Source organism: Amycolatopsis sp. NPDC054798 (genome assembly GCF_053611505.1).
The window spans coordinates 14,353-33,905 of record NZ_JBSHAM010000032.1 but is presented as its reverse complement, the minus strand read 5'-3'; the positions used below and the strand labels follow the sequence as shown (position 1 = coordinate 33,905).

The 19,553-nt window shown below is 69.6% G+C and carries 20 protein-coding genes; 11 read left to right on the top strand and 9 right to left on the bottom strand.

Annotation, left to right across the window (positions count from 1 at the left end):
• The first annotated feature begins 116 nt into the window (after positions 1 to 116).
• Complete coding sequence (locus ACWGIC_RS20995) at positions 117 to 839, top strand: VOC family protein (protein ID WP_452077618.1); 723 nt, start codon at positions 117 to 119, stop codon at positions 837 to 839.
• A gap of 39 nt (positions 840 to 878) precedes the next feature.
• Positions 879 to 1,367 (top strand): GNAT family N-acetyltransferase, encoded by a 489-nt coding sequence (locus ACWGIC_RS20990; protein WP_452077617.1) that lies wholly within the window; start codon positions 879 to 881, stop codon positions 1,365 to 1,367.
• A gap of 7 nt (positions 1,368 to 1,374) precedes the next feature.
• Here ACWGIC_RS20990 and ACWGIC_RS20985 read toward each other — a convergent pair whose 3' ends face one another.
• Positions 1,375 to 1,806 (bottom strand): Lrp/AsnC family transcriptional regulator, encoded by a 432-nt coding sequence (locus tag ACWGIC_RS20985; RefSeq protein WP_452077616.1) that lies wholly within the window; start codon positions 1,804 to 1,806, stop codon positions 1,375 to 1,377.
• Between the two features lie 161 nt (positions 1,807 to 1,967).
• Between ACWGIC_RS20985 and pdhA the strand changes: the two genes are divergently transcribed.
• Genes pdhA through ACWGIC_RS20970 form a run of 3 tightly spaced genes read left to right on the top strand, consistent with a single transcriptional unit; the run spans position 1,968 to position 5,322 of the window.
• The gene (pdhA, locus tag ACWGIC_RS20980) at positions 1,968 to 3,068 is read left to right on the top strand and encodes a pyruvate dehydrogenase (acetyl-transferring) E1 component subunit alpha (protein WP_452077615.1); all 1,101 of its coding nucleotides are present in this window, start codon (positions 1,968 to 1,970) and stop codon (positions 3,066 to 3,068) included.
• A complete protein-coding gene (locus tag ACWGIC_RS20975; RefSeq protein ID WP_452077614.1) occupies positions 3,065 to 4,081 on the top strand; it encodes an alpha-ketoacid dehydrogenase subunit beta in 1,017 nt (338 codons plus the stop codon). Before pdhA ends, ACWGIC_RS20975 begins: the two co-directional genes overlap by 4 nt.
• Positions 4,081 to 5,322 carry a dihydrolipoamide acetyltransferase family protein gene (locus ACWGIC_RS20970; protein WP_452077613.1) on the top strand — a complete coding sequence of 414 codons (1,242 nt, stop codon included), beginning with the start codon at positions 4,081 to 4,083 and terminating at the stop codon, positions 5,320 to 5,322. The genes ACWGIC_RS20975 and ACWGIC_RS20970 overlap by 1 nt, the downstream gene beginning before the upstream one ends.
• A 6-nt stretch (positions 5,323 to 5,328) precedes the next feature.
• Here ACWGIC_RS20970 and ACWGIC_RS20965 read toward each other — a convergent pair whose 3' ends face one another.
• From ACWGIC_RS20965 to ACWGIC_RS20945, 5 genes are all read right to left on the bottom strand, one after another.
• Positions 5,329 to 6,597, bottom strand: a complete 1,269-nt coding sequence (locus tag ACWGIC_RS20965; protein WP_452077612.1) for a glycosyltransferase family 2 protein — start codon at positions 6,595 to 6,597, stop codon at positions 5,329 to 5,331.
• Entirely contained in the window at positions 6,594 to 6,767 is a 174-nt protein-coding gene (locus ACWGIC_RS20960) for a hypothetical protein (RefSeq protein ID WP_452077611.1), read from the bottom strand. Before ACWGIC_RS20960 ends, ACWGIC_RS20965 begins: the two co-directional genes overlap by 4 nt.
• 22 nt (positions 6,768 to 6,789) lie before the next feature.
• A complete protein-coding gene (locus ACWGIC_RS20955) occupies positions 6,790 to 8,472 on the bottom strand; it encodes a DUF2334 domain-containing protein (RefSeq protein ID WP_452077610.1) in 1,683 nt (560 codons plus the stop codon).
• Positions 8,469 to 9,662 (bottom strand): non-hydrolyzing UDP-N-acetylglucosamine 2-epimerase, encoded by a 1,194-nt coding sequence (gene wecB, locus ACWGIC_RS20950; protein ID WP_452077609.1) that lies wholly within the window; start codon positions 9,660 to 9,662, stop codon positions 8,469 to 8,471. Before wecB ends, ACWGIC_RS20955 begins: the two co-directional genes overlap by 4 nt.
• Before the next feature lie 369 nt (positions 9,663 to 10,031).
• Positions 10,032 to 10,517, bottom strand: a complete 486-nt coding sequence (locus ACWGIC_RS20945) for a carboxymuconolactone decarboxylase family protein (protein ID WP_452077608.1) — start codon at positions 10,515 to 10,517, stop codon at positions 10,032 to 10,034.
• A 46-nt stretch (positions 10,518 to 10,563) separates the two neighbouring features.
• Between ACWGIC_RS20945 and pdxR the strand changes: the two genes are divergently transcribed.
• The 4 genes from pdxR (at position 10,564) to ACWGIC_RS20925 (ending at position 14,519) form a co-directional block, all read left to right on the top strand.
• On the top strand, positions 10,564 to 11,961 hold the full coding sequence (gene pdxR, locus ACWGIC_RS20940) for a MocR-like pyridoxine biosynthesis transcription factor PdxR (protein WP_452077607.1): 1,398 nt from the start codon (positions 10,564 to 10,566) through the stop codon (positions 11,959 to 11,961).
• Positions 11,962 to 12,054: 93 nt separating this feature from the next.
• Positions 12,055 to 12,231 (top strand): CsbD family protein, encoded by a 177-nt coding sequence (locus tag ACWGIC_RS20935; protein ID WP_452077606.1) that lies wholly within the window; start codon positions 12,055 to 12,057, stop codon positions 12,229 to 12,231.
• Positions 12,232 to 12,347: 116 nt separating this feature from the next.
• On the top strand, positions 12,348 to 12,956 hold the full coding sequence (locus ACWGIC_RS20930) for a TetR/AcrR family transcriptional regulator (protein WP_452077605.1): 609 nt from the start codon (positions 12,348 to 12,350) through the stop codon (positions 12,954 to 12,956).
• Between the two features lie 18 nt (positions 12,957 to 12,974).
• Positions 12,975 to 14,519 (top strand): FAD-dependent monooxygenase, encoded by a 1,545-nt coding sequence (locus ACWGIC_RS20925; protein WP_452077604.1) that lies wholly within the window; start codon positions 12,975 to 12,977, stop codon positions 14,517 to 14,519.
• Here ACWGIC_RS20925 and ACWGIC_RS20920 read toward each other — a convergent pair.
• The gene (locus tag ACWGIC_RS20920) at positions 14,491 to 15,300 is read right to left on the bottom strand and encodes a class I SAM-dependent methyltransferase (RefSeq protein WP_452077603.1); all 810 of its coding nucleotides are present in this window, start codon (positions 15,298 to 15,300) and stop codon (positions 14,491 to 14,493) included. The genes ACWGIC_RS20925 and ACWGIC_RS20920 overlap by 29 nt on opposite strands.
• A 121-nt stretch (positions 15,301 to 15,421) precedes the next feature.
• Here ACWGIC_RS20920 and ACWGIC_RS20915 point away from each other — a divergent pair, with 121 nt between their 5' ends.
• Positions 15,422 to 16,852: a xylulokinase gene (locus ACWGIC_RS20915; RefSeq protein WP_452077602.1), complete on the top strand. Its 1,431-nt coding sequence runs from the start codon at positions 15,422 to 15,424 to the stop codon at positions 16,850 to 16,852.
• Between the two features lie 4 nt (positions 16,853 to 16,856).
• Positions 16,857 to 17,540 (top strand): alpha/beta hydrolase family protein, encoded by a 684-nt coding sequence (locus ACWGIC_RS20910; protein ID WP_452077601.1) that lies wholly within the window; start codon positions 16,857 to 16,859, stop codon positions 17,538 to 17,540.
• Here the strand turns inward: ACWGIC_RS20910 and ACWGIC_RS20905 are convergent.
• Complete coding sequence (locus tag ACWGIC_RS20905) at positions 17,533 to 18,240, bottom strand: anti-sigma factor family protein (RefSeq protein WP_452077600.1); 708 nt, start codon at positions 18,238 to 18,240, stop codon at positions 17,533 to 17,535. The two genes, ACWGIC_RS20910 and ACWGIC_RS20905, sit on opposite strands and share 8 nt — an antisense overlap.
• Positions 18,237 to 18,776, bottom strand: a complete 540-nt coding sequence (locus tag ACWGIC_RS20900) for a sigma-70 family RNA polymerase sigma factor (RefSeq protein ID WP_037810598.1) — start codon at positions 18,774 to 18,776, stop codon at positions 18,237 to 18,239. The genes ACWGIC_RS20905 and ACWGIC_RS20900 overlap by 4 nt, the downstream gene beginning before the upstream one ends.
• Positions 18,777 to 19,553 lie beyond the last annotated feature (777 nt).

The following is a 19,553-nucleotide window of genomic DNA, read 5'->3' as shown; positions in this document are numbered from 1 at the left end:
AGAATGCGTGCCCCGAACCTCGCCCGGCCACTGTCTCCCACATGCTGAGCAACCGAGGACCGCAGCTGTCCGCAATGCCCCTTAGCGTCGCCGGCATAACCGACGAAGGGACCTCGATGAGCACCGTCGACAGCAACCAGCCGCTCGGCACCCCGACCTGGATCGACCTCGCCGTGCCGGACCTGGACCGCGCGCAACGCTTCTACGCCGCCGTCCTCGGCTGGACCTTCGACGGCAGCCACTGCCTGCTGCGCGACCTCCCCGTCGCCGGCCTGCGCCAAGCCACCGACTCCCGGCCTGGCTGGACCGTCTACTTCGCCACCGACGACTGCGACGGCACCGCCAAAGCCGTCACCGCCGCGGGCGGCAAGCTTCTCGACCAGCCCCACGACGACGGAGACCACGCCCGGGTCGCCGTCGCGGAAGACCCGACCGGGGCGCGGTTCGGGATCTGGCAGGGCCGCGAACTGCCCGGCGCCCGGCTCGTCAACGAGACCAGCGCCCTGATGCGCAACGACCTCGTCACGCCGACTCCCAGCCCGGCCCGTGACTTCTACTGCGAGGTCTTCGCCTTCACCCTCGACGGCAACGACGACCTCCCCGGCGTCGACTTCACCTTCCTCCGCCGCCCGGACGGCCACGAGATCGGCGGCGTCCTCGGCGACCCGACCGCCTCGGCCCCGGTGTGGGGCACCCTGTTCCTCTCCACTGACGCCGACGCCGCTGGTGCGCGGGCGGTCGAACACGGCGGCGAGATCGTCGAAGCGGAGGACAGCCCGTACGGACGCATGGTGACCGTCCGCGATCCCTTCGGCACGGAGTTCGTCCTGGGCTCCTGAACCGTTGCCCCGGACGGGGTTCCTGGCTAGAACTGCACAGTGGACCTCGAAACCCTCCCCGGCGCGACCCTGCATCCCGCGACTCCCGACGACGCCGCCGAGCTGATGGTGCTCCAACGGTGTTGCTGGGTGCAGGAAGCCCTGCTCAACAACACCTTGGAGCATCCCGCGCTGACGGAAGACCTCGCGCAGGTCCGCGAGTCGATCGAGACCTGGCGCGGCTGGGTCGTCCGGCAGGGGCACCGGCTGGTCGGCGCGGTCCGCGCCCGCGCCGTCGAGGACGGCGGCTGGGAGATCGGCCGGTTGATGGTCGCGCCGGATCTGGCGGGGCGCGGCCTCGGCCGGTTCCTCCTCGAACACGCCGAGCGTCACGCCCCGCCGGAGACGAAGCAGTTCGTCCTCTTCACCGGCGCGTCCAGCGAACGCAACATCGCCCTCTACGAACGGGCCGGGTACCGCCGCTCGCCGATGCCGTTCGAAGCGACCGGGGCGCTCCGGCTCGCGGTTTACCTGGTCAAAGCGGCCTGACGAAACGTCACAGCTCGTCGAAGACCAGCACGGTGTGCGTCGAGAGCACGTCCGGCATGTTCTGCAACCGCTCGAACACCAAGTCCCGCAAGCTGTCCGCGTCGCGGGTCCGCACGAACAGGATCAGGTCGTTGTCGCCGGACACCAGGCCGCCGTGTTCGATTTCCGGGATGTGCTTGAGTTCCGCGCTCACCGTGCGCCACGAGTTCTGCGTGACCTTCAAGTACACGTAGGCCGCCAAGCCCTGCCCCATCCGGCGCGGATCGGTGACCGCCGAGTACCCCGTGATCACTCCCTCGCGGTGCAGCCGTTCCACGCGCGTGTAGCAACCGGCCCGGGAAATGTGCGCGCGTTCGGCGAGGGCGCGCATCGAAGCGCGGCCGTCTTTCTTCAGCTCGGCGATCAGTTTCAGGTCTACCTCGTCCAGCGCCGCTGCCATTTGTCCACCCGGCTGGGACATCCGCGCCACCTCGCAAGCCAATCGTCCAATCCAGACTCCACAACTCGGCCATCATTCCACAGTTGCCGGTCAAGTCTGGATCTCTGATCGCTGGAGCACGAGTATCGGGGCCTACTCGTCTTCGTCGATGGGAGCTTTCGGTGACCACCACGGAACGCACTGCCGCGTCCTGTTTCCTGCCCAGCGACGAGCCGCTCGGCCTCGTGACCGCCGACGGTTCCCCGGTCCCCGGCCCGGAGCTCGCGATGCCCGCGGACGACGTCCTCCTGCGGCTCTACCGCGGCATGGTTTCCGGCCGTCGCTTCGACACCCAGGCCACCGCGCTCACCAAACAGGGCCGGCTCGCGGTGTACCCGTCGGCGCGCGGGCAGGAGGCCGCCGAGATCGGCTCGATCCTCGCGCTCCGCCCGCAGGACTGGCTTTTCCCCACTTACCGCGACTCGATGGCCGTCGTCGCGCGCGGCGTCGACCCGGTCGAGGTGCTCACGCTGCTGCGCGGCGACTGGCACTGCGGCTACGACCCGTACCGCGCCAACGTCGCTCCGCAATGCACGCCGCTCGCCACCAACACGCTGCACGCTGTCGGCTTCGCGCACGCTGCGCGGGTGAAGGGCGAGGACACGGTGTCGCTCGTTCTCGTCGGTGACGGTGCCACCAGCGAAGGCGACACGCACGAAGCGCTGAACTTCGCCGCGGTCTGGAAAGCACCGGTCGTCTTCCTCGTACAGAACAACGGCTACGCGATCAGCGTCCCGCTCGAGAAGCAGACAGCTGCGCCTTCGCTCGCGTACAAGGGTGTCGGCTACGGCATGCCGTCCGTACTCGTTGACGGCAACGACGCCGCAGCCGTACACGCTGTCGTCGAGCAGGCCGTCCAGCGCGCCGCGGCCGGCGAAGGGCCGACGCTCATCGAAGCACTCACCTATCGCATGGAGTCGCACACCAACGCCGACGACGCGACGCGCTACCGCGACAAGGCCGAGGTCGAGCAGTGGCTTACGCGCGATCCGATCAGCAGGCTCAAGCAGTACCTCACCGACCGTGGCCTCCTCGACGACAAGGCGCAGCAAGAGATCGACGCGCGCGCCGAAGAGGAAGCAGCGGCGTTGCGTGAGCGGATGAACGTCGACACCGAACTCGACCCCGCGGACCTCTTCCGGCACGTCTACGCCGAACCGACCGCCGCGTTGCGCCAGCAGGCCGCCGAACTGGCACACGAGAACACCGAGGACCAGGCATGACCGCCACTCTGGACACGACGCTGTCCCTCGCCGGAGCGCTCAACCGCGCCCTCGCCGACGCACTCGCCGAGGACGAGCGCGTCCTTGTCTTCGGCGAGGACGTCGGCACACTCGGCGGCGTCTTCCGCGTTACCGACGGACTCGCCGCACGCTTCGGCGACGCCCGCGTCTTCGACTCGCCGCTCGCCGAATCGGGCATCGTAGGCACCGCGATCGGGATGGCGATGAACGGCCTGCGCCCGGTGATCGAGATGCAGTTCGACGCGTTCGCCTACCCCGCGTTCGAGCAGATCACCAGCCACCTCGCCAAACTGCGCAACCGCACCAAGGGACAGGTCGAACTGCCCGTGGTGATCCGGGTGCCTTACGGCGGCGGCATCGGCGGCGTCGAGCACCACTGCGATTCCTCCGAGGTCTACTACACGCACACGGCCGGCCTGCGCGTCGTCACCCCGGCCACGCCGGACGACGCCTACACCCTGCTGCGCGAGGCGATCGACAGCCCGGACCCGGTCATTTTCCTCGAGCCCAAGCGCCGGTACTGGGAAAAGGGCACGGTTGACCCGCAACGCCGTTCGCCCGGTCTCGACAAAGCCGTCATCCGCCGCGAAGGCAACGACGTCACCCTCATTTCCTACGGCGGTGCCCTCGGCACGACGCTCGAAGCTGCCGAAGCCGCCGCCGAAGAGGGCTATTCCGCCGAAGTGATCGATCTTCGGAGCCTCGCGCCATTCGATCTCGAAACCGTCGCGGCGTCCGTACGCCGCACCGGCCGCGCGGTCGTGGTGCACGAGGCGAGCCGATTCTGCGGCTACGGCGCCGAGGTCGCCGCGCAGCTGTCCGAGAACTGTTTCCACTACCTGGAAGCGCCAGTGTTGCGCGTCGCCGGTTTCGACATTCCTTATCCCGCACCGAATCTGGAGCAGCACCACCTGCCGGGCGTCGACCGGATCCTGGATGCCGTCGAACGGCTCCAGTGGGACGACGCGGCACCGCTCGACGGGGAGAAGTGATGGCCGTCTTCAAACTGCCTGACCTCGGCGAAGGTCTGACCGAGGCGGAGATCGTCGCGTGGCACGTCGCGGTCGGCGACACCGTCACCGTGGACCAGACCGTGGTGGAGGTCGAGACCGCGAAAGCGAGCGTCGAGGTTCCGGTGCCGTTCGCGGGCCGGGTCGCGACTCTGCACGGAGCGGCGGGCGAAGTGCTGACTGTCGGCAGCCCGTTGATCACTGTGGACAGTGCCGCGGACTTCACCGAACCCGGCGTCGTGACGCCGGAGGGCAGCGGGAACGTCCTGATCGGTTACGGCACCAGCCAAACCCGCAGCCGGCGCGCGAGGCGACCGCGCGGCAGCAAAGCACCGGCAACAGTCCCGGCCTCCGCACCGAAGTCCGCTTCGGACCGAATCCGGGTAGTGTCGCCGCTAGTCCGACGCCTTGCCCGTGAGTCCGGAGTAGACCTTCACGCGCTCACCGGCACTGGCACCGACGGCCTCGTGAGCCGCGCCGACGTAGAACGCGCGATCGCCGCGACCGAAACCCCCGCTGCTGCGGCGACAACACCGGACGAGCAACGAATCCCATTGCGCGGACTCCGCAAAACCGTCGCCGACAAACTCACCCGCTCTCGCCGCGAGATCCCCGAGGCGACCGTCTGGGTGGACGTCGACGCGACCGAACTGCTGCAGCTGCGCACCGCGCTCAACAGCGATCCGCACGCCCCGAAGATCGGCCTGCTCGCGCTCATCGCCCGGTTCGCCGTCGCCGGCCTGCGCCGGTTCCCCGAGCTGAACGCGCATCTGGAGGGCGACGAGATCGTCATCCCCTCCGCCGTGCACCTCGGCTTCGCCGCGCAGACCGACCGCGGCCTGGTCGTGCCGGTGGTCCAGAACGCGCACCGGCAAACCTTGGAAGACCTGTCCGCTTCCCTCGCCGGCCGCACTGAACAAGCCCGCTCCGGACGGCTAGCCCCGGCCGATCTCACCGGCGGGACGTTCACGGTGAACAACTACGGCGTGTTCGGAGTGGACGGTTCGGCCGCCATCATCAACTACCCGGAGGTCGCGATCCTCGGCGTCGGCCGGATCATCGACCGGCCGTGGATCGTGGACGGCCAGGTCGCCGCTCGCAAGATCACCGAGCTGACCCTGGCGTTCGACCACCGCGTCTGCGACGGCGGCACCGCCGGCGGATTCCTCCGCTTCGTCGCCGACTGCATGGAAAACCCGGTACGGCTGCTGCGCACCCTGTGAGGACGGTCAGGCTGGCAGCTCTGCCAGCCTTTCCGTTTTCGCCCACACATTCCGCTTCAAGACGATCCGGAACACCGCCCGCCACGTCGCCAGCACGCCGAGCAACAGAAAAGCCGGATAACACAGCCCGGCCAGCAACGCCCGGCGCAGCGGTTCGTCCCGCAACCGGGCAAAGTAGACGATCGCCCACATGATCCCCGGCAGCAGCAACGCGGCCAGCCACAGCACCACCGCCTGCGCCAGGTTCCCGGTCTCCGCGACCAGACCGCCGAACGAGTTCCCGGTCAGCAACGCCACCGGCACGATCACCAGCAGCGCCGCGGCGAGCAGCGACAGCGGAACGGTCAGCCAGGGCACCACGAGGTAGACCAGGAAGTCGAACAACCCCGTCCCCGCGATGAATCGAGAAGTCGCGAGACTGCGCAAATGCCGTGAGCACTGGAGATTTCCCTGTGCCCAGCGAGTCCGCTGGCGCAGCAGGCGACGCGTGTCTTCCAGCCCCTGCTGGGTCACCCAAGCCCGCTGCGTGTACCGGATCCGCACCCCGGCCAGGTGCAGCCGCAGACCCAGTTCAAGATCCTCGACCAAGCAGTCGCTCCACGGCGACGGAGCGAACCTCCGCAGCACCGACAGCCGGGTGAACTGCCCGTTGCCGCCCATCCCGACGCTGCCGAGAACATCGCGCAACGACTGCGAAGCATCCGCGATCGCGCCGAACTCCAGGTCCTGCAACAACGCGAGCAACCGGTGTCTATTGTGGATCCGCACCCGGCACTGCACCGCACCGACACCGCGGCTCCGCAGCATCGCGGCCACTTCCGTGAGCAGCCCAGCACTACCGCGCCCATCCCCGTCAATGATGCCGACGACAGTCTGCGAAACAGTGCCTTCCCGCTCGGCAATGGCGTCGATGTAGCGGTAACCCGCGTTGAGCGCCTCGCCTTTGCCCTGCCGCGCGTTCGGCAAGTCACGTCGTAGGACATGCAGCCGTTCGTCAGCGATGCCAGCGACAATCCCCGGCGTGCCGTCGTCCGAGCCGTCGTCGATGACCAGCACTCGCACCGGAGTTTCCGGACTGCCAAGCTGTAACGCGTTCCGCACCGTATTCGCGATAACGCGTTCCTCGTTCAGCGCGGGGATGACAATCCAGAACAACAACGGCCTTGGTGAGCGTTCCGCTGCGGGCCGGGGCGCGCGCCAGGCGAAGGCCGCCAGCACCAGGTTGTGCGCTGGCCACCAGCACAGCAGCAGCACGAACCACCACGGCTGCGTCATGCCGCGTGCCGGCCCCGGGATCCGCTGGCACGCAGCCGGACCGAACGGACCGTCAGAGCCATCGCGACGAATCCGACTGCGGACAAGACGAACCACAGCACCCCGTGGAACGGTGCGACACCGATCGCGGCGGCGGACACGACCGCAGGAGCGACCCGGGTGACAGACATTTCTTTTCCTTCCAGCAGAAACTCAAGCGGCGACGGCAGCGGGAGACACGAAGCGATAGCCGAGCCCTTCGATGCCGTCAACGACCTTCTTCAGATCGTCGATGCCGAGAAACGGGTGATAGTAGAAGCTGACGACGCTGTCGGTCACCACGCGATGGGTTTTCGCGTCGGCCAGGATGTCGTCGGCGGTGCGCGCGGAGTGCTGGTTGAACTTGGCCGGAGCGACGTTGCCGACGTTCTCCGGCACCACGACAGTCCCGTAGACGTCGCGGACCGGGTACGGGAAGAACTGGCCGTATACCTCGCGATAGGACACATCCGTCAGTCCACATTGGCCACCGTCGCACTGTCCGGCGTAGTAACTGCCGCGGTCGTAGCGCATCGGGAAGATCCGGCCCGCCTCCTGGTAGTCCACCGCGGAGCCGCCGTAATGCGGGAACTCGAACGCGTCCGGTCGCGGCAATCCGACCCGGTCGAACTCCGCGAGACCGGTAGCGACCCGAGTGCGGAACCACTCCGCTGAATCCTCCGGAACCGGGCCGCTGAGCCGCACATTGTCCTTGTGGTCAACGGTCGCGCGGTAGAACTCGTAGTCAGCGGCACTGGTACCCGAGTACGGGTTTGCCGTCTCGCTGTATTGGTGGCTGTACCCGTGCATCACCAGGGTTCCGCCACGTGCGACCGCATCGCGCAGTGCCGCAACGAGATCCGGACTGTCCACCAGCCGCGCGTACGTCGCCTTGCCGCCGTTCGCTTCACCACGCGGATCCGCGTAATACGGATACACCGCCAACGAGAACGGCACTCCGCGACCGCTGAGGTAGTCGGTGATCGCCCGGACTTCCGCAGGCGGCGTCCGCGGGCCGATGTCCTCGATCCGCACCAGCGCCCGCCGACGTTCCGGAGCGTCGGGCGCGAGCACGCCGAGAAGGATGTCGGCAGCCGCCAGATAACGGTCGCCCGCGCCGACGTAGGAATACGGCACTTCGGCGAGATAGGTGAACGATCCACTGTGGACCGCCCACGGCGACGTCACGCCTTCAGCGGACTTCGCCTGCGCCAGCACCTTTGCCTTCGGCGAGGTCACCCGAACCCCGACGACGTCGACCCCCGCGTTCGGATCGCGCCGCAGCTCGGTGTCCCGATAGGACACCGTGGTGACCTTGTCCTCCCGGAACGGGGCCCACGTCCAGCCCCATTTCCCCGCGAGCGTCGGCGCGTGGCCGAACAGCTGCCAGATGTTGCTGCCGATCCACGCCACCGGCAGCCGGGTCCGGCTAACGTCGTCCAGCAACGCGGGCGGCAGCTGCGCGTCGTAGACCGTGCCGACGTAGACGACCGCCTGGTACTCGTTCAGCTCGCCGCGCCGGTAGTCGGCGGCGGGCAGCATTCGCCAAGCGGTGGAACGGGAAACCAGGTTCGCCGTCTGAATCGCGTTGGCCTGCGCCTCCTCGGCGACCTGCGTCGCGGGCGGGCTCGGCCGCAACCGCCGCCCGTCGTCGTACAACACCAGCGTGCGCCGGTCGTCCCGGCCGCCGGGACCGGCCAGTCCGATTTTCGGTTGCCGCAGAACCGGTTCGACCGGAGCGGCCGCTTCCGAACCGGAGCCGTCGTCCGAGACCACCACGACGATCCCGCCCGCCAAGCTGACCACCGCGACGACAATGATCCCGAGCCGCAACCATGCCGGGAACCGCTGGTTCACCGCACGACCTCAGCCAGGTCAGGCACGAACGGTTCCGGTGCCTCAGCGGTCAAGCCGAGCAGCCAGGCCACCGCTTGCTCGGTGCGTTCCGCGGCCCGGCCGTCGCCGAACGGATTGCTGCGCGCGTTCATCGCCGCCCGCTGCGCCGGGTCGGCCAGCAGCTTCGACGCGGTGTCCACAATCAGGTCGGCATCCGTGCCGACGAGCATCGCGCAACCGGCGGTGACGGCCTCCATCCGCTCCGTCGTGTCCCGCAGCACCAGCACCGGCACCTTGAACGTCGGAGCTTCCTCTTGAATACCGCCGGAATCGGACAGTACGAGCGAACTCGCCGCGATCGCCGCCGCGGTCTGTTCATAAGGCAGCGCCGGAGTCAGGACCACGCGCGGGTTGCCAGCGAGCACCGAAGTGACCGCCTGCTGCACAGCCGGGTTCGGGTGCATCGGCAGCAATACGCGAACGTCCGGATGCCGCGCCAGCAGAGTGTCCACAGCGGACAGAATGCGAGTCAGCGGCTCGCCCCAGGACTCCCGGCGATGCGCGGTCACCAGCACCAGCCGGCACTCGCCCCGCGTCGCCGATTCGACCACGTCGGCGACCGCACTGTCGGCAAAGGACACTCCCCGGTCAGTCACCCGGGAAATCGCGTCCACCACTGTGTTTCCGGTGACCAGCAAGACGCTGTCGTCAATGCTTTCGGCGCGCAGGTTCTGCGCCGCCGCCGGGGTCGGGGCCAAGTGCAGGCTCGCGGCCTGCGTGACGAGCCGCCGGTTCAGCTCCTCCGGGAACGGCGACTGCAGATCGAACGAGCGCAGCCCGGCTTCGAGATGCACCACGGGAATCTTGCGCCAGAACGCGACCAGTGCACCGGCCACAGTGGACGTCGTGTCGCCCTGCACGAGCACCGCCGCGGGCGGGCGCTGCGCGGCGAGCGCGTCGAGGCCAGTGACGAGCTGCGAAAGCAACTCGGGCTGGCCGCCGTCGACCCGGGTCAGGGCGAGCCGCAGATCCGGGGTCAGCGAGAACGCCGCGAGCACCTGGTCGACCAGCTCCGGATGCTGCCCGGTCGCGACGAGCACCGGGTCCAGCCGTCCGGTCCGGCACATCTCCTGCACGACCGGCGCCATTTTGATCGCCTCCGGCCGGGTGCCGGCGATCAGCCAGACCACCGGTGCGTCACCCCGGGTCATCACGGAACTCCATTTCAGCGAGAGCGGAAGCGACCGGGAAACAGTCCCTGGATCGCACCGACCACGCTAACTACGGCATCCGGAATCGACCTCACCCTCGCGGGTCAAAATCACCGTCGGTAGTCGCCGTCACAGACCGTCAAGAAGACACCAAACGCCCTCCTACCAAGCTTTTAAGCGGCTGCTTACTTCGAGAAACCCGCACACTTCAGACCTCGCAAGCACGCTCAGTAAGCGCACTGGACCGATTAAGTCACGAAACCCGGAAAGGGCGCCCGAAACCTCGGACACCCTTTTCCCATTCCCCGGTCAAACCGGCGGTATGACCGGTTCGCGATCCCGCTCACATAGCGGTCCAGACCACCAGTTTCAGTGCTTCCCCGGAACGTATTCGCCGGGCACCATCCGCGTCGTGACCGCGAACCGGTTCCACGCGTTGATCACCGTGATCGTCGCGATCAGCTGAGCCAGCTCGGCCTCCTCGAAGTGTTCGGCGGCGCGAGCGAAGACCTCGTCGGGCACGAAGCCGTCGGTGAGCACGGTGACCGCTTCGGTCAGCTCCAGCGCGGCGACCTCCTTCGCCGTGTAGAAGTGCTTCGACTCCTCCCACGCGGAGAGCTGGATGACGCGCTCGGCCGCTTCGCCGGCGGCCAGCGCGTCCTTCGAGTGCATGTCGATGCAGAAGGCGCAGTGGTTGATCTGCGACGCCCGGATCAGCACCAGCTGCCGCAGCGCCGGATCGAGGCCGCGCCGGGTCGCGGCGTCGAGACGGATCATCGCCTTGTAGGCCTCGGGCGCCAGCTCCGCCATCTTGAGACGGGGCGGTTGCACCGGAAGTCGTTCTGTCGTGGTCATAGCTTCGACCCTACGAACGATTGGCACTCTGTTATGGTCCATTTCCGTGCGCGCGGAGTGGGCCAGTTCGCTGAGTGAAGACCTCCACCTCGACCTGCGCGGGCCTCGCCTGCGCGACGGCCTGATGGAGGCCCTGCGCGACGCCATCCGCACCGGACGGCTCGTCCCGGGCGCGAAACTGCCGTCCAGCCGCACGCTCGGCGCTGATCTGGGCATCGCCAGGAACACTGTGGCGCAAGCGTATGCGGAACTCGTCGCCGAAGGCTGGCTCACCGCACGCCAAGGGGCCGCTACCCGGGTTGCCCCGCGCGCCGAAATCGCGCCCGCGCCGACCGTGCCGAAGCCCGCGGCGCGACACCGGATCGTGCACGATCTACGCCCCGGCCAGTCGGATCTCTCCGCGTTTCCCCGGGCAGACTGGCTCAAAGCCGCGCGCCGCGCGCTGACTGTCGCGCCTGACGACGCTTTCGGCTACGGCGGCCCGTACGGTCGCCCGGAGCTGCGCGAAGCTGTCGCCGCGTACCTCGCCCGTACGCGCGGCGTACGCGCGCACCCGGACCAGATCATGATCTGCACGGGTACGTCGCACAGTCTCATCGTCCTCGCCGAAGTGTTGAAGCAGCGGGAAACTCCGGCGGTCGCCGTGGAGTCGTACGGCCTGGAGGCGCATCGCGCGTACCTCGCCAAGGTCGGCCTCGACACCCCGCAACTGCCGGTGGACGCTGACGGCGCGATGGTCGAGCGCCTCAACGACCTGCCCGACGTCGGCGCAGTACTGCTGACGCCGTCGCACCAGTTCCCCACCGGTGTCGCACTGCATCCGGACCGCCGCGCCGCAGTAGTGGACTGGGCGCGCCGGACCGGCGGCCTGGTGCTGGAAGACGACTATGACGGAGAGTTCCGCTACGACCGCAGCCCGGTCGGCGCGATGCAGGGACTCGATCCGGAGCACGTGATTTACCTTGGCACCACAAGCAAAGCGCTCGCCCCGGGCCTGCGGCTCGGCTGGATGGTGCTCCCGCCGCGGATCGCCAGGGCCGCCGCCGAGATCAAGGGCGAACGAGACCCGTTCTCCGGGGTACTCGACCAGCTCACCATGGCCGAGTTCATCACTTCGGGCAGCTACGACCGGCACATCCGCGCGATGCGGCTGCACTACCGCCGCCGGCGCGACCAGCTCGTCGCGGCGCTCGCCGAGCACGCGCCGAATACGCGGGTGACCGGGCTGTCCGCCGGCTTGCAGGTACTGGTGGACGTCCCGTCCGGCGAGGAAAACGCGGTGGTGCAAGGGTCCGCGTGGCAGGGACTGGCCATGCACGGTCTCGGCGCGTTCCGGCATCCCGAAGCACCAGCGGACCGCGACGCGCTGGTGATCGGCTACAGCACCCCGTCGGCGAGCGCGTGGTCGGGCGCGCTGGCCGCGTTGTGCCGGGTGCTGCCTTGACCCGCCGAGCAAACCTCCGTGTTTTCTTTCACGAGTTTGCCGGGCGGCAGAGCGGGTAGCCGAATCGCGAGGCACGAGAAGGGAGTACCCATCGTGAACGACAAGGCTGAGAACAAGGCCGAGGAACTTAAGGGACGCGCCAAGGAAGCCGTCGGCAACGTCACCGACAACGAGCAGTGGCAGGCCGAAGGCAAGGCGGAGCAGGGCAAGGGCAACCTCAAGCAGGCCGCCGAGAAGGTGAAGGACGCCTTCAAGAGCACCAAGGACTGACCGGACGCGTCTCCGCAGAGGCCCGGGGCAGCTCGCCCCGGGCCTCTTCTTCGCCCTCAAACTTGCGCTGCACGCAAACTTTGCGCGACGCGCAAGTACCGCGCTATGGTGGTCTCATGACCGAGCGACCGAACCTGCGAGACCGCCGCCGCCAAGAGACCCGGGTCGACATCTCCTGGGCAGCGATCCGGCTCACAGTCGAGCGCGGTCTGTCGAACGTGACAATCGAGGACATCGCCCGCGAAGCGGGAGTTTCCCCGCGCACAGTCAACAACTACTTCTCCAGCAAAGGCGAAGCGATCGTCGCGCGGCACCAGGACCGGGCACGCGGGATCGCTGATCACCTCCGTGCGCGCCCGGCATCCGAGCCGCTGTGGACCGCGCTGCGGGAGGCTTCGCTGGCGCAGCTCAACGCCGACCGCGACACGGCGGCCGGCGACACTCCCGATCCACAATGGACTGCCGGAGTCCGGGTCATGATCGCGGAACCCGCGCTGGCGGGCGAATTCCTCAAAGCCAACGCCGCGGCCGAAGAAGCATTGGCCGAAGCGATCGCGGAACGCCTCGGCGCGGACGTCCACGACCTCCGCGTCCAGCTCACCGCCACCACCGCCGGCGGAGTCCTGCGCGCAGTCATCCAGGAGTGGCTGCGCGTCTCTCCGCCGAAGGACCTGACCACCATCGTGCACCAGGCGTTCGACGCTCTCGCCGAAGTGCTTCCCTGATCCCGCAAGGAGATCCCCATGACCGCCGTCGTCATCGCGGGCGCCGGGCCGAACGGCCTGATGCTCGCCGCCGAACTCTGCCTCGCCGGAGTCCGCCCTCTCGTCCTGGAGCAGCTCGCCGAACCCGACGGGGTGCGCCGCGCCAACGGTCTCGTCGGCCAGGTCGTGCCGCTGCTGCACCGCCGCGGGCTGTTCGAACGGCTCGCCGGCGCTCCGGAGCCCACGCCCGCGCCGCGGTTCGTCTTCGGCGCGTTCCCGATCGAATTCGCCGATCTGTCCAGAAATCCGATGTATCTGCTGCCCCTGCCGCAGCACGAACTGGAGCGGATTCTCGCCGAGCACGTCACCGCGCTCGGGGCAGAAGTCCGCCGTGGCCACGAAATCACCGGCTTCACGCAAGACGAAACCTCGGTGACCGTGGAAGTGCGAGGCCCGGACGGGCCGTATCAGCTCGCCGCCGAATACCTGGTCGGCGCGGACGGCGGACGCAGCACCGTCCGCAAGCTGGCCGGGATCGGCTTCCCCGGCGTCACCTGGGACGACACGGTGTCCCGCAGCGCGAACGTCCGGCTCCCGCAATCCTTCGTCGATCCGGCGACCGGCGGGCTGAAGCTGGAAACCGGTGTCCTCCCGCCGTTCCAGCACCACCGGACGGAAACCGGGGTGTTCGTGTTCGCGCCGTTCGACCCGGCCAACCCGGCGGTGTCGACCGCCGAACGCGGCGGTGCCGCCGAGTTCGCCGAGGACGAGCCGCTGACCATGGCCGAATTGCGCGCGAGCGTGCGGCGGGTGCTCGGCGTCGACCTGCCGCTCGAAGCGCCGTCCGGCCCCGGTCCGTTCCTGCTGCGCAGGCTGACCGGCGGCAACACCCGGATCGCCGAAACGTACCGGCGAGGACGAGTCCTGCTGGTCGGCGACGCGGCCCACGTGCATTCCGCGATCGGCGGCCCCGGGCTGAATCTCGGCCTGCAGGACGCGGCGAACCTCGCGTGGAAGCTCGCCGCGGAGGTTCAGGGCTGGGCTCCGCCGGGACTGCTCGACAGCTACGAGGCCGAGCGCCGCCCGGTGAGCGAGCGCGTCGTGATGCACACCCAGGCGCAGAGCGCGCTCGTCGCGCCGGGGCCGGAAGTCACCGCGCTGCGCGAATTCTTCGCCGAACTGCTGGCCTCCCCGGACGCGCGGCAGCTCGTCGCCGACCTGATGTCGGGGGCGGACATCCACTACGGCACCGACCCGAACAGCGGCCGCTGGGCTCCCGACCTGCCCCTCGCCGATCCGGGCCCGCTGACCGCCGCGTATCGAGCCGCACGCCCGGTACTGCTCGATCTCACCCCCGATGCCGCACTCGCCGACGCGGCCGCGCCGTGGCACGACCGCGTGACCACCGTGTCCACCATGTCCGCCACGGCAACTGGCGACGCACCAACCGCCCTGCTCATCCGCCCGGACGGTTACGTCGCCTGGTCGTCCTCCGACGCGTCACCAGACGTCGAAGCGCTCCAAACCGCCCTCACGCAGTGGTTCGGAGCACCGGTCAGGTCAGCCGTGTCGTCGCCACGTTGATGAGCGCCCCGGCCGGCAGCTTGCCGTCCGGGGTCACCAGCGACCGGGACGCCACCTTGAACGCGGTCCGCAGCCCCATCAGCTGGGTCTCGTCGAGGGCGTCGACCTGGTAATAGGTGTCGTGGCAGGTCTGCCAGACCGCATCCGGCGAGCCGGACAGGTCCACCAGCAGCTGACGCCATTCGACCGGGGCGAACCCGGCCGGGCCGAGCAACGCGTCCAGGCCTTCGCGGGTGCGGCTGCGCGGGTCGCCGGAGGTCGGCACCTGACGGTCCTCGGCCACCACCGCGAAGAGCGGGCGGGCGACCTTCAGGAACACCTCCAGCGCGTCGGTCCCGCCGCCGCCCACGCCGATCGCGAAGGTGCCGCCGGGCCGCAGCACGCGGGCGGTCTCGGCGATCACCTTCTCGACGTCGGACATGAGCATCAGCGCCATATGCGACACGACCGCGTCGTAGCTGTCGTCCTCGAACGGCAGCTCCTGCGCGCGGCCGGGCCGCAGGTCCGCGTCGGCGAGCCCGGCCCGCCCGCGCGCGACCTCCAGCTGCTTGGCCGAAAGGTCGATGCCAGCGAGCCTTCCGGTACCGCGTCCGGCGAGCACGGCCAGCAGCGCGCCGTCCCCGCAGCCGAGGTCGAGCACGCTGCTCGGCTGGCCCACGTGGTCGGCGAACGCCTCGTACACCGAGCGCCCGTCGACCCGGCCCCGCTCGGCCAGTTCGGACGCAGCAGCCGGGTTCCGGTCGTGAAAATCGCGCAGGAACTCTTCGGCGGGCGTCATCATGCCCGTGACGTTAGCGCGAACGGCCGCCTCAGCAGCGCGGTTTTGGCCAGGTTGACGCAAAGCCATCACCGCGACCGAGGTCGAACACCCGGCGGCAGCGAATCCCTGGTACCCCTGTGGCATGGACGAAGGAGCTCTGCTCGGCATCGACGTCGGCACGACCGCGGTGAAAGTCGCGGCGTTCGCGCCGGATGGCCGGGAACTCGCGGCGCACTCGGTGCCCTACCCGATCGCGCGGCCGCGACCCGGCTGGGCCGAACAGGACCCGGAAGGCTGGTGGCACGCAACGGAAACTGCGCTCCGCACGGTCCTTTCCGGACTTCCCGCCGGTTCGGTGCACGGGGCCGGGATCGTCAGCCAGGTCAACACCCATCTCCTCGTCGACCGCGAACTGCAGCCGCTCACTCCGGCGGTGATCTGGCAGGACCAACGCTGCGCGGAGATCGCCGCGGAACTCGACGCGCGTTTCACCGACGACGACAAGAAACGCATCTGGGGCGGGCCGATCGTGCTGGACGCGTCGTTCGCCGGCGCGCGAGCCGCGTGGTTCGCGCGCGAACACCCGGAACTGTGGTCCCGCGCACGCTGGATGCTGAGCCCCAAGGATTTCATCGGCGCGCGGCTCACCGGACGGGTCGCGACCGACCTGCTGTCCGGCGTGCGGATCGCGGGCGCGTCCGGCTACCTGCCCGAAGCCGTCGCGCTCGTGGACGGACTCGGAGAGCGCCTGCCGGAACTGCTCGCGCCCGAGGAACCTCTCGGCCACGCCGCCGTATTGGGCGAAGCTCCGGTCGTCGGGGGAACCATGGACGCGTTCGGCGCCGTTTTCGGTACCCGCACAACGGAACCGGGCCGCGCGATGGTCACCTGCGGGACGTCGTTGGTGGTCGCGGCCGCCTCGCGCCGGAGCGAATCAGTCCGTGGCCTGGTCACCTTCCCGCCCCGAGGCGACGTCACGGTGCACGCCGGGCCGACTCAAGCAGCGGGCGACGCGGTGCGCTGGTGGAGCCGAGCGTCCGGCCTGTCCGTGCCGGAGGTGTTCGCGTCCGCCGCGGAAGGCAAGGCCGGCGTGGTGTTCCTGCCGCATCTGCAAGGCGAACGCGCGCCGCTGTGGGATCCGGACCTGCGCGGCAGTTTCCTCGGATTGACGTCGTCCACGAGCACTGCGGACCTATCGCGAGCCGTGCTGACCGGGGTCGCGTTTTCCGCGCGGCACGTACTGGAAACCGTCGAGGAAGCTTGCGGCGAAACCCTTCCGTCGGTGACATTCTCCGGCGGCGGCGCACGCAGCGACCTCTGGACCCAACTCCACGCCGACGCGCTGTCCCGCCCCGTCGAACGCCTCCGGGTGCACGACAGCGCCGCACTCGGAGCCGCGCTGCTCGGCGGAGTCGGCGCGGGACGCTTTCCGGACGTCGAAACCGCAGCGGCCTCGACCGTCTCGGTGGAGCGGACCTTCTCCCCCGAGACCGACTTGACCGGCCTGTACGAGGCGTATCGAGCGGCGCACGAAGGGCTCGCCAGAGTGCACGAACGGCTGGCGCGATGGTGATCTAATGGCCAGCATGGAAACCCTCCGCTACGGCAGCGAGCCCAGCCAGTTCGTCGAACTCCACGGGACCCCGGGCGGGCGGGGCACCGCGATCCTGCTGCACGGCGGATGGTGGCGCGCCCGGCACGACCTGCACCAGCTCGACCCGATGGCGGCCGACCTCGTCGCCGCGGGCTGGTACGTGGCGAACCTGGAGTACCGGCGCGTCGACGGCGATACCGGCGGCTGGCCGCAAACCCTGGACGACGTGCAGGCCGCGATCGCCGCCGTCGAACGTCCGGACGCGCTGCCGACTGTCGCGATCGGACACTCCGCAGGCGGGCACCTGGCGCTGCTGGCCGGCGGTGGGCTCTCCGGCGTCGTCGCGCTGGCCCCGATCACCGATGTCCCGCGCGCACGGACCGAGGAACTGGGCGAAGGCGCCGCCGGACTGTTCCTGACCGGCGACGACCCCGCCGCGTCGCCCATCCGGCAACTCCCGATCGGCTGTCCGCAACTGGTCGTGCAAGGCGACGCCGACGTCCGGGTCCCGGTGGCGCACAGCCGCGACTACGTGGCCGCGGCGAAAGCAGCAGGCGACGACGTGGACTACGTCGAGCTCCCCGGCGTCGACCACTTCCGCCTGATCGACCCCGCCGACGAACCGTGGCAGTCCGTCCGCGCATGGCTCGACCGCCGGTTCAGCTGACGGCCGCCTCGACAAACCGGTGCCCGGCGGTGTTCTCGATGGCCACCGCCGCCACCTGCGCCGGGTCGACCACCGCCGTGCCGTAAAGGTTCGCGCCCTCCCGCGCCGCCCGCTCCGACACCAGCCAGCCGCCCGCGACCTGGCGCTCGCCGTTCTTGCCGAGGACGACGAGCAGGCATTTCTGTCCGGCAGGGATGCCCGTCACCGCACCGTCCACGCGCACCCACCCGCTTTGCGGCACGATGCTCGCGGTCAGCCGGGTCCGCCCGCTGGCGTCCGCCCCGGAAACCACCTTCGTCCCCGGAACCGCACTGGCAGACGGCGGCGGCGGGGTCGGCACCGCCACCGCGGGCCCAGACCAGCTGCGCCCCATCAGCACCCCGGCCCCCAACGCGACCGCAGCCACCACGACCGCGGCGACCACCGCTATCGACCGCCCGCGCCCAGCCTGAGCGCGCGACTCCGCGCGAACCCGGTCGACCGTCCGCCGCAGCACCAGGTCCGCCCCCACCGGCGGGCCCTCCAGCAACGCCTCCGGCGGCAGCTCGCCGAGGAAACTCTGCACCTCGCGCAGAGACGCGGCCTCCGCCCGGCACCGCTCGCAGCCGTCCAGATGCGCCTCGACGTCGCGCTGCTCGCCCGAGGAGAGCTGACCGGTCAGGTATCCCGCCAGGTCGACGTGCTCGTCGGCAGTGTTCATCCGGCCACCCCTTCCGCTCGCCGGAACTCTTCCCGCAACGCCCGCAGCCCGTAATACGAGCGGGACTTCACTGTGCCCGGAGGAATCCCGAGCCGCTCAGCCGCCTCCGCGACGCTGCGTCCTTGCAGATACATCTGCTCCAGCACCTCGCGATGCTCCGGAGAAAGGCCGTCGAGCGCGGCGAGCACCACCATCGAGTCGACGACCTGATCCGCGTGATCCCGCTCGACCGGCCCGCCCGACGGCGACTCGGCGACCTCCTGCGGCCGCGCCTCCTTCGCCCGGAAGCGGTCGATCACCAGGTTCCGCACCACGGTGAGCAACCACCCGCGCACCGACCCGCGCCCGTTGACCAGGCTGTCCGGACTGCGCCACGCCCGGACGAGCGCCTCCTGCACCACGTCCTCCGCCGCCGCGCGATCGCCGAGCAACCGGGTGGCGTAGGCGAGCATCGCCCGTCCGTGCTCCTCGAAAAGCGCGCGGACCAGCGCCTCGTCCGCAACCGCCCGCCGGTGACGGGCCCTGAACCCGGCCATGCCCAGATCATCCTCCCGATCGGGGCTGATTGTCCCGCGGCCGCGCTGTGGTGCTTCGTCCTCGCGGCCGAGCCGTGGTGCTTCCTGGCCGGGTGCTGGCCGGTTGGTCTCGCCGCTGTGCTGTGCCGGGCTCGATGCCGCTCCGTTGACTCCGCTGACTCCGCCGTCACGCCGCGCCCAGCCCGATGCCGCTCCGCCGTCAAGCCGCGCCGCGCCCAGTGTCGCGTCCCTGATCGGTGCAGCTCACAGTCCTGGTGCCGATCCCCTACTGCCCTGGCCGCCCTTTCCCCGATCGATACCCGCCCACCAGCGTGGTTCCGCCGACACGATCGGGGAACGCACCGCCTGCGGGCCTCGGACCTGGGCTAATGTTCGCAATTGATCCAGCCGGAAGGCTTGCTCACCAGGTCGGCGCACGCCGGTGCCGTGCACTGGGATCACCGCCCCGGCCGCCCGACCGCCCTGGAACCGCCGGGAGCGCAGCGCACACCGCCCTCCCGGCGGCTCCGGGGCACCTGGGGACCGTTTCGCTCCGTGTCCGCGTGTCCTCGTGGCTGCGCGACCGCGTCGGCGGCAAGCCGCGACGTCCGCCCGGCCCATCGCTCAACCGCCCGGCCGCACAATCAGCGGCCCGACCGCACCGCTCACCCGACCCACCGCTCACCCGCCCGGCCACACCGCTCACGCGCCCGGCTGCGCCGCGAAATCGCCTGGCCGCCCCGCTCGCTCCGCCCGGCCCATCGCTCGCTGGCTCTGCCGCACCGTCAGCGCCCTGGC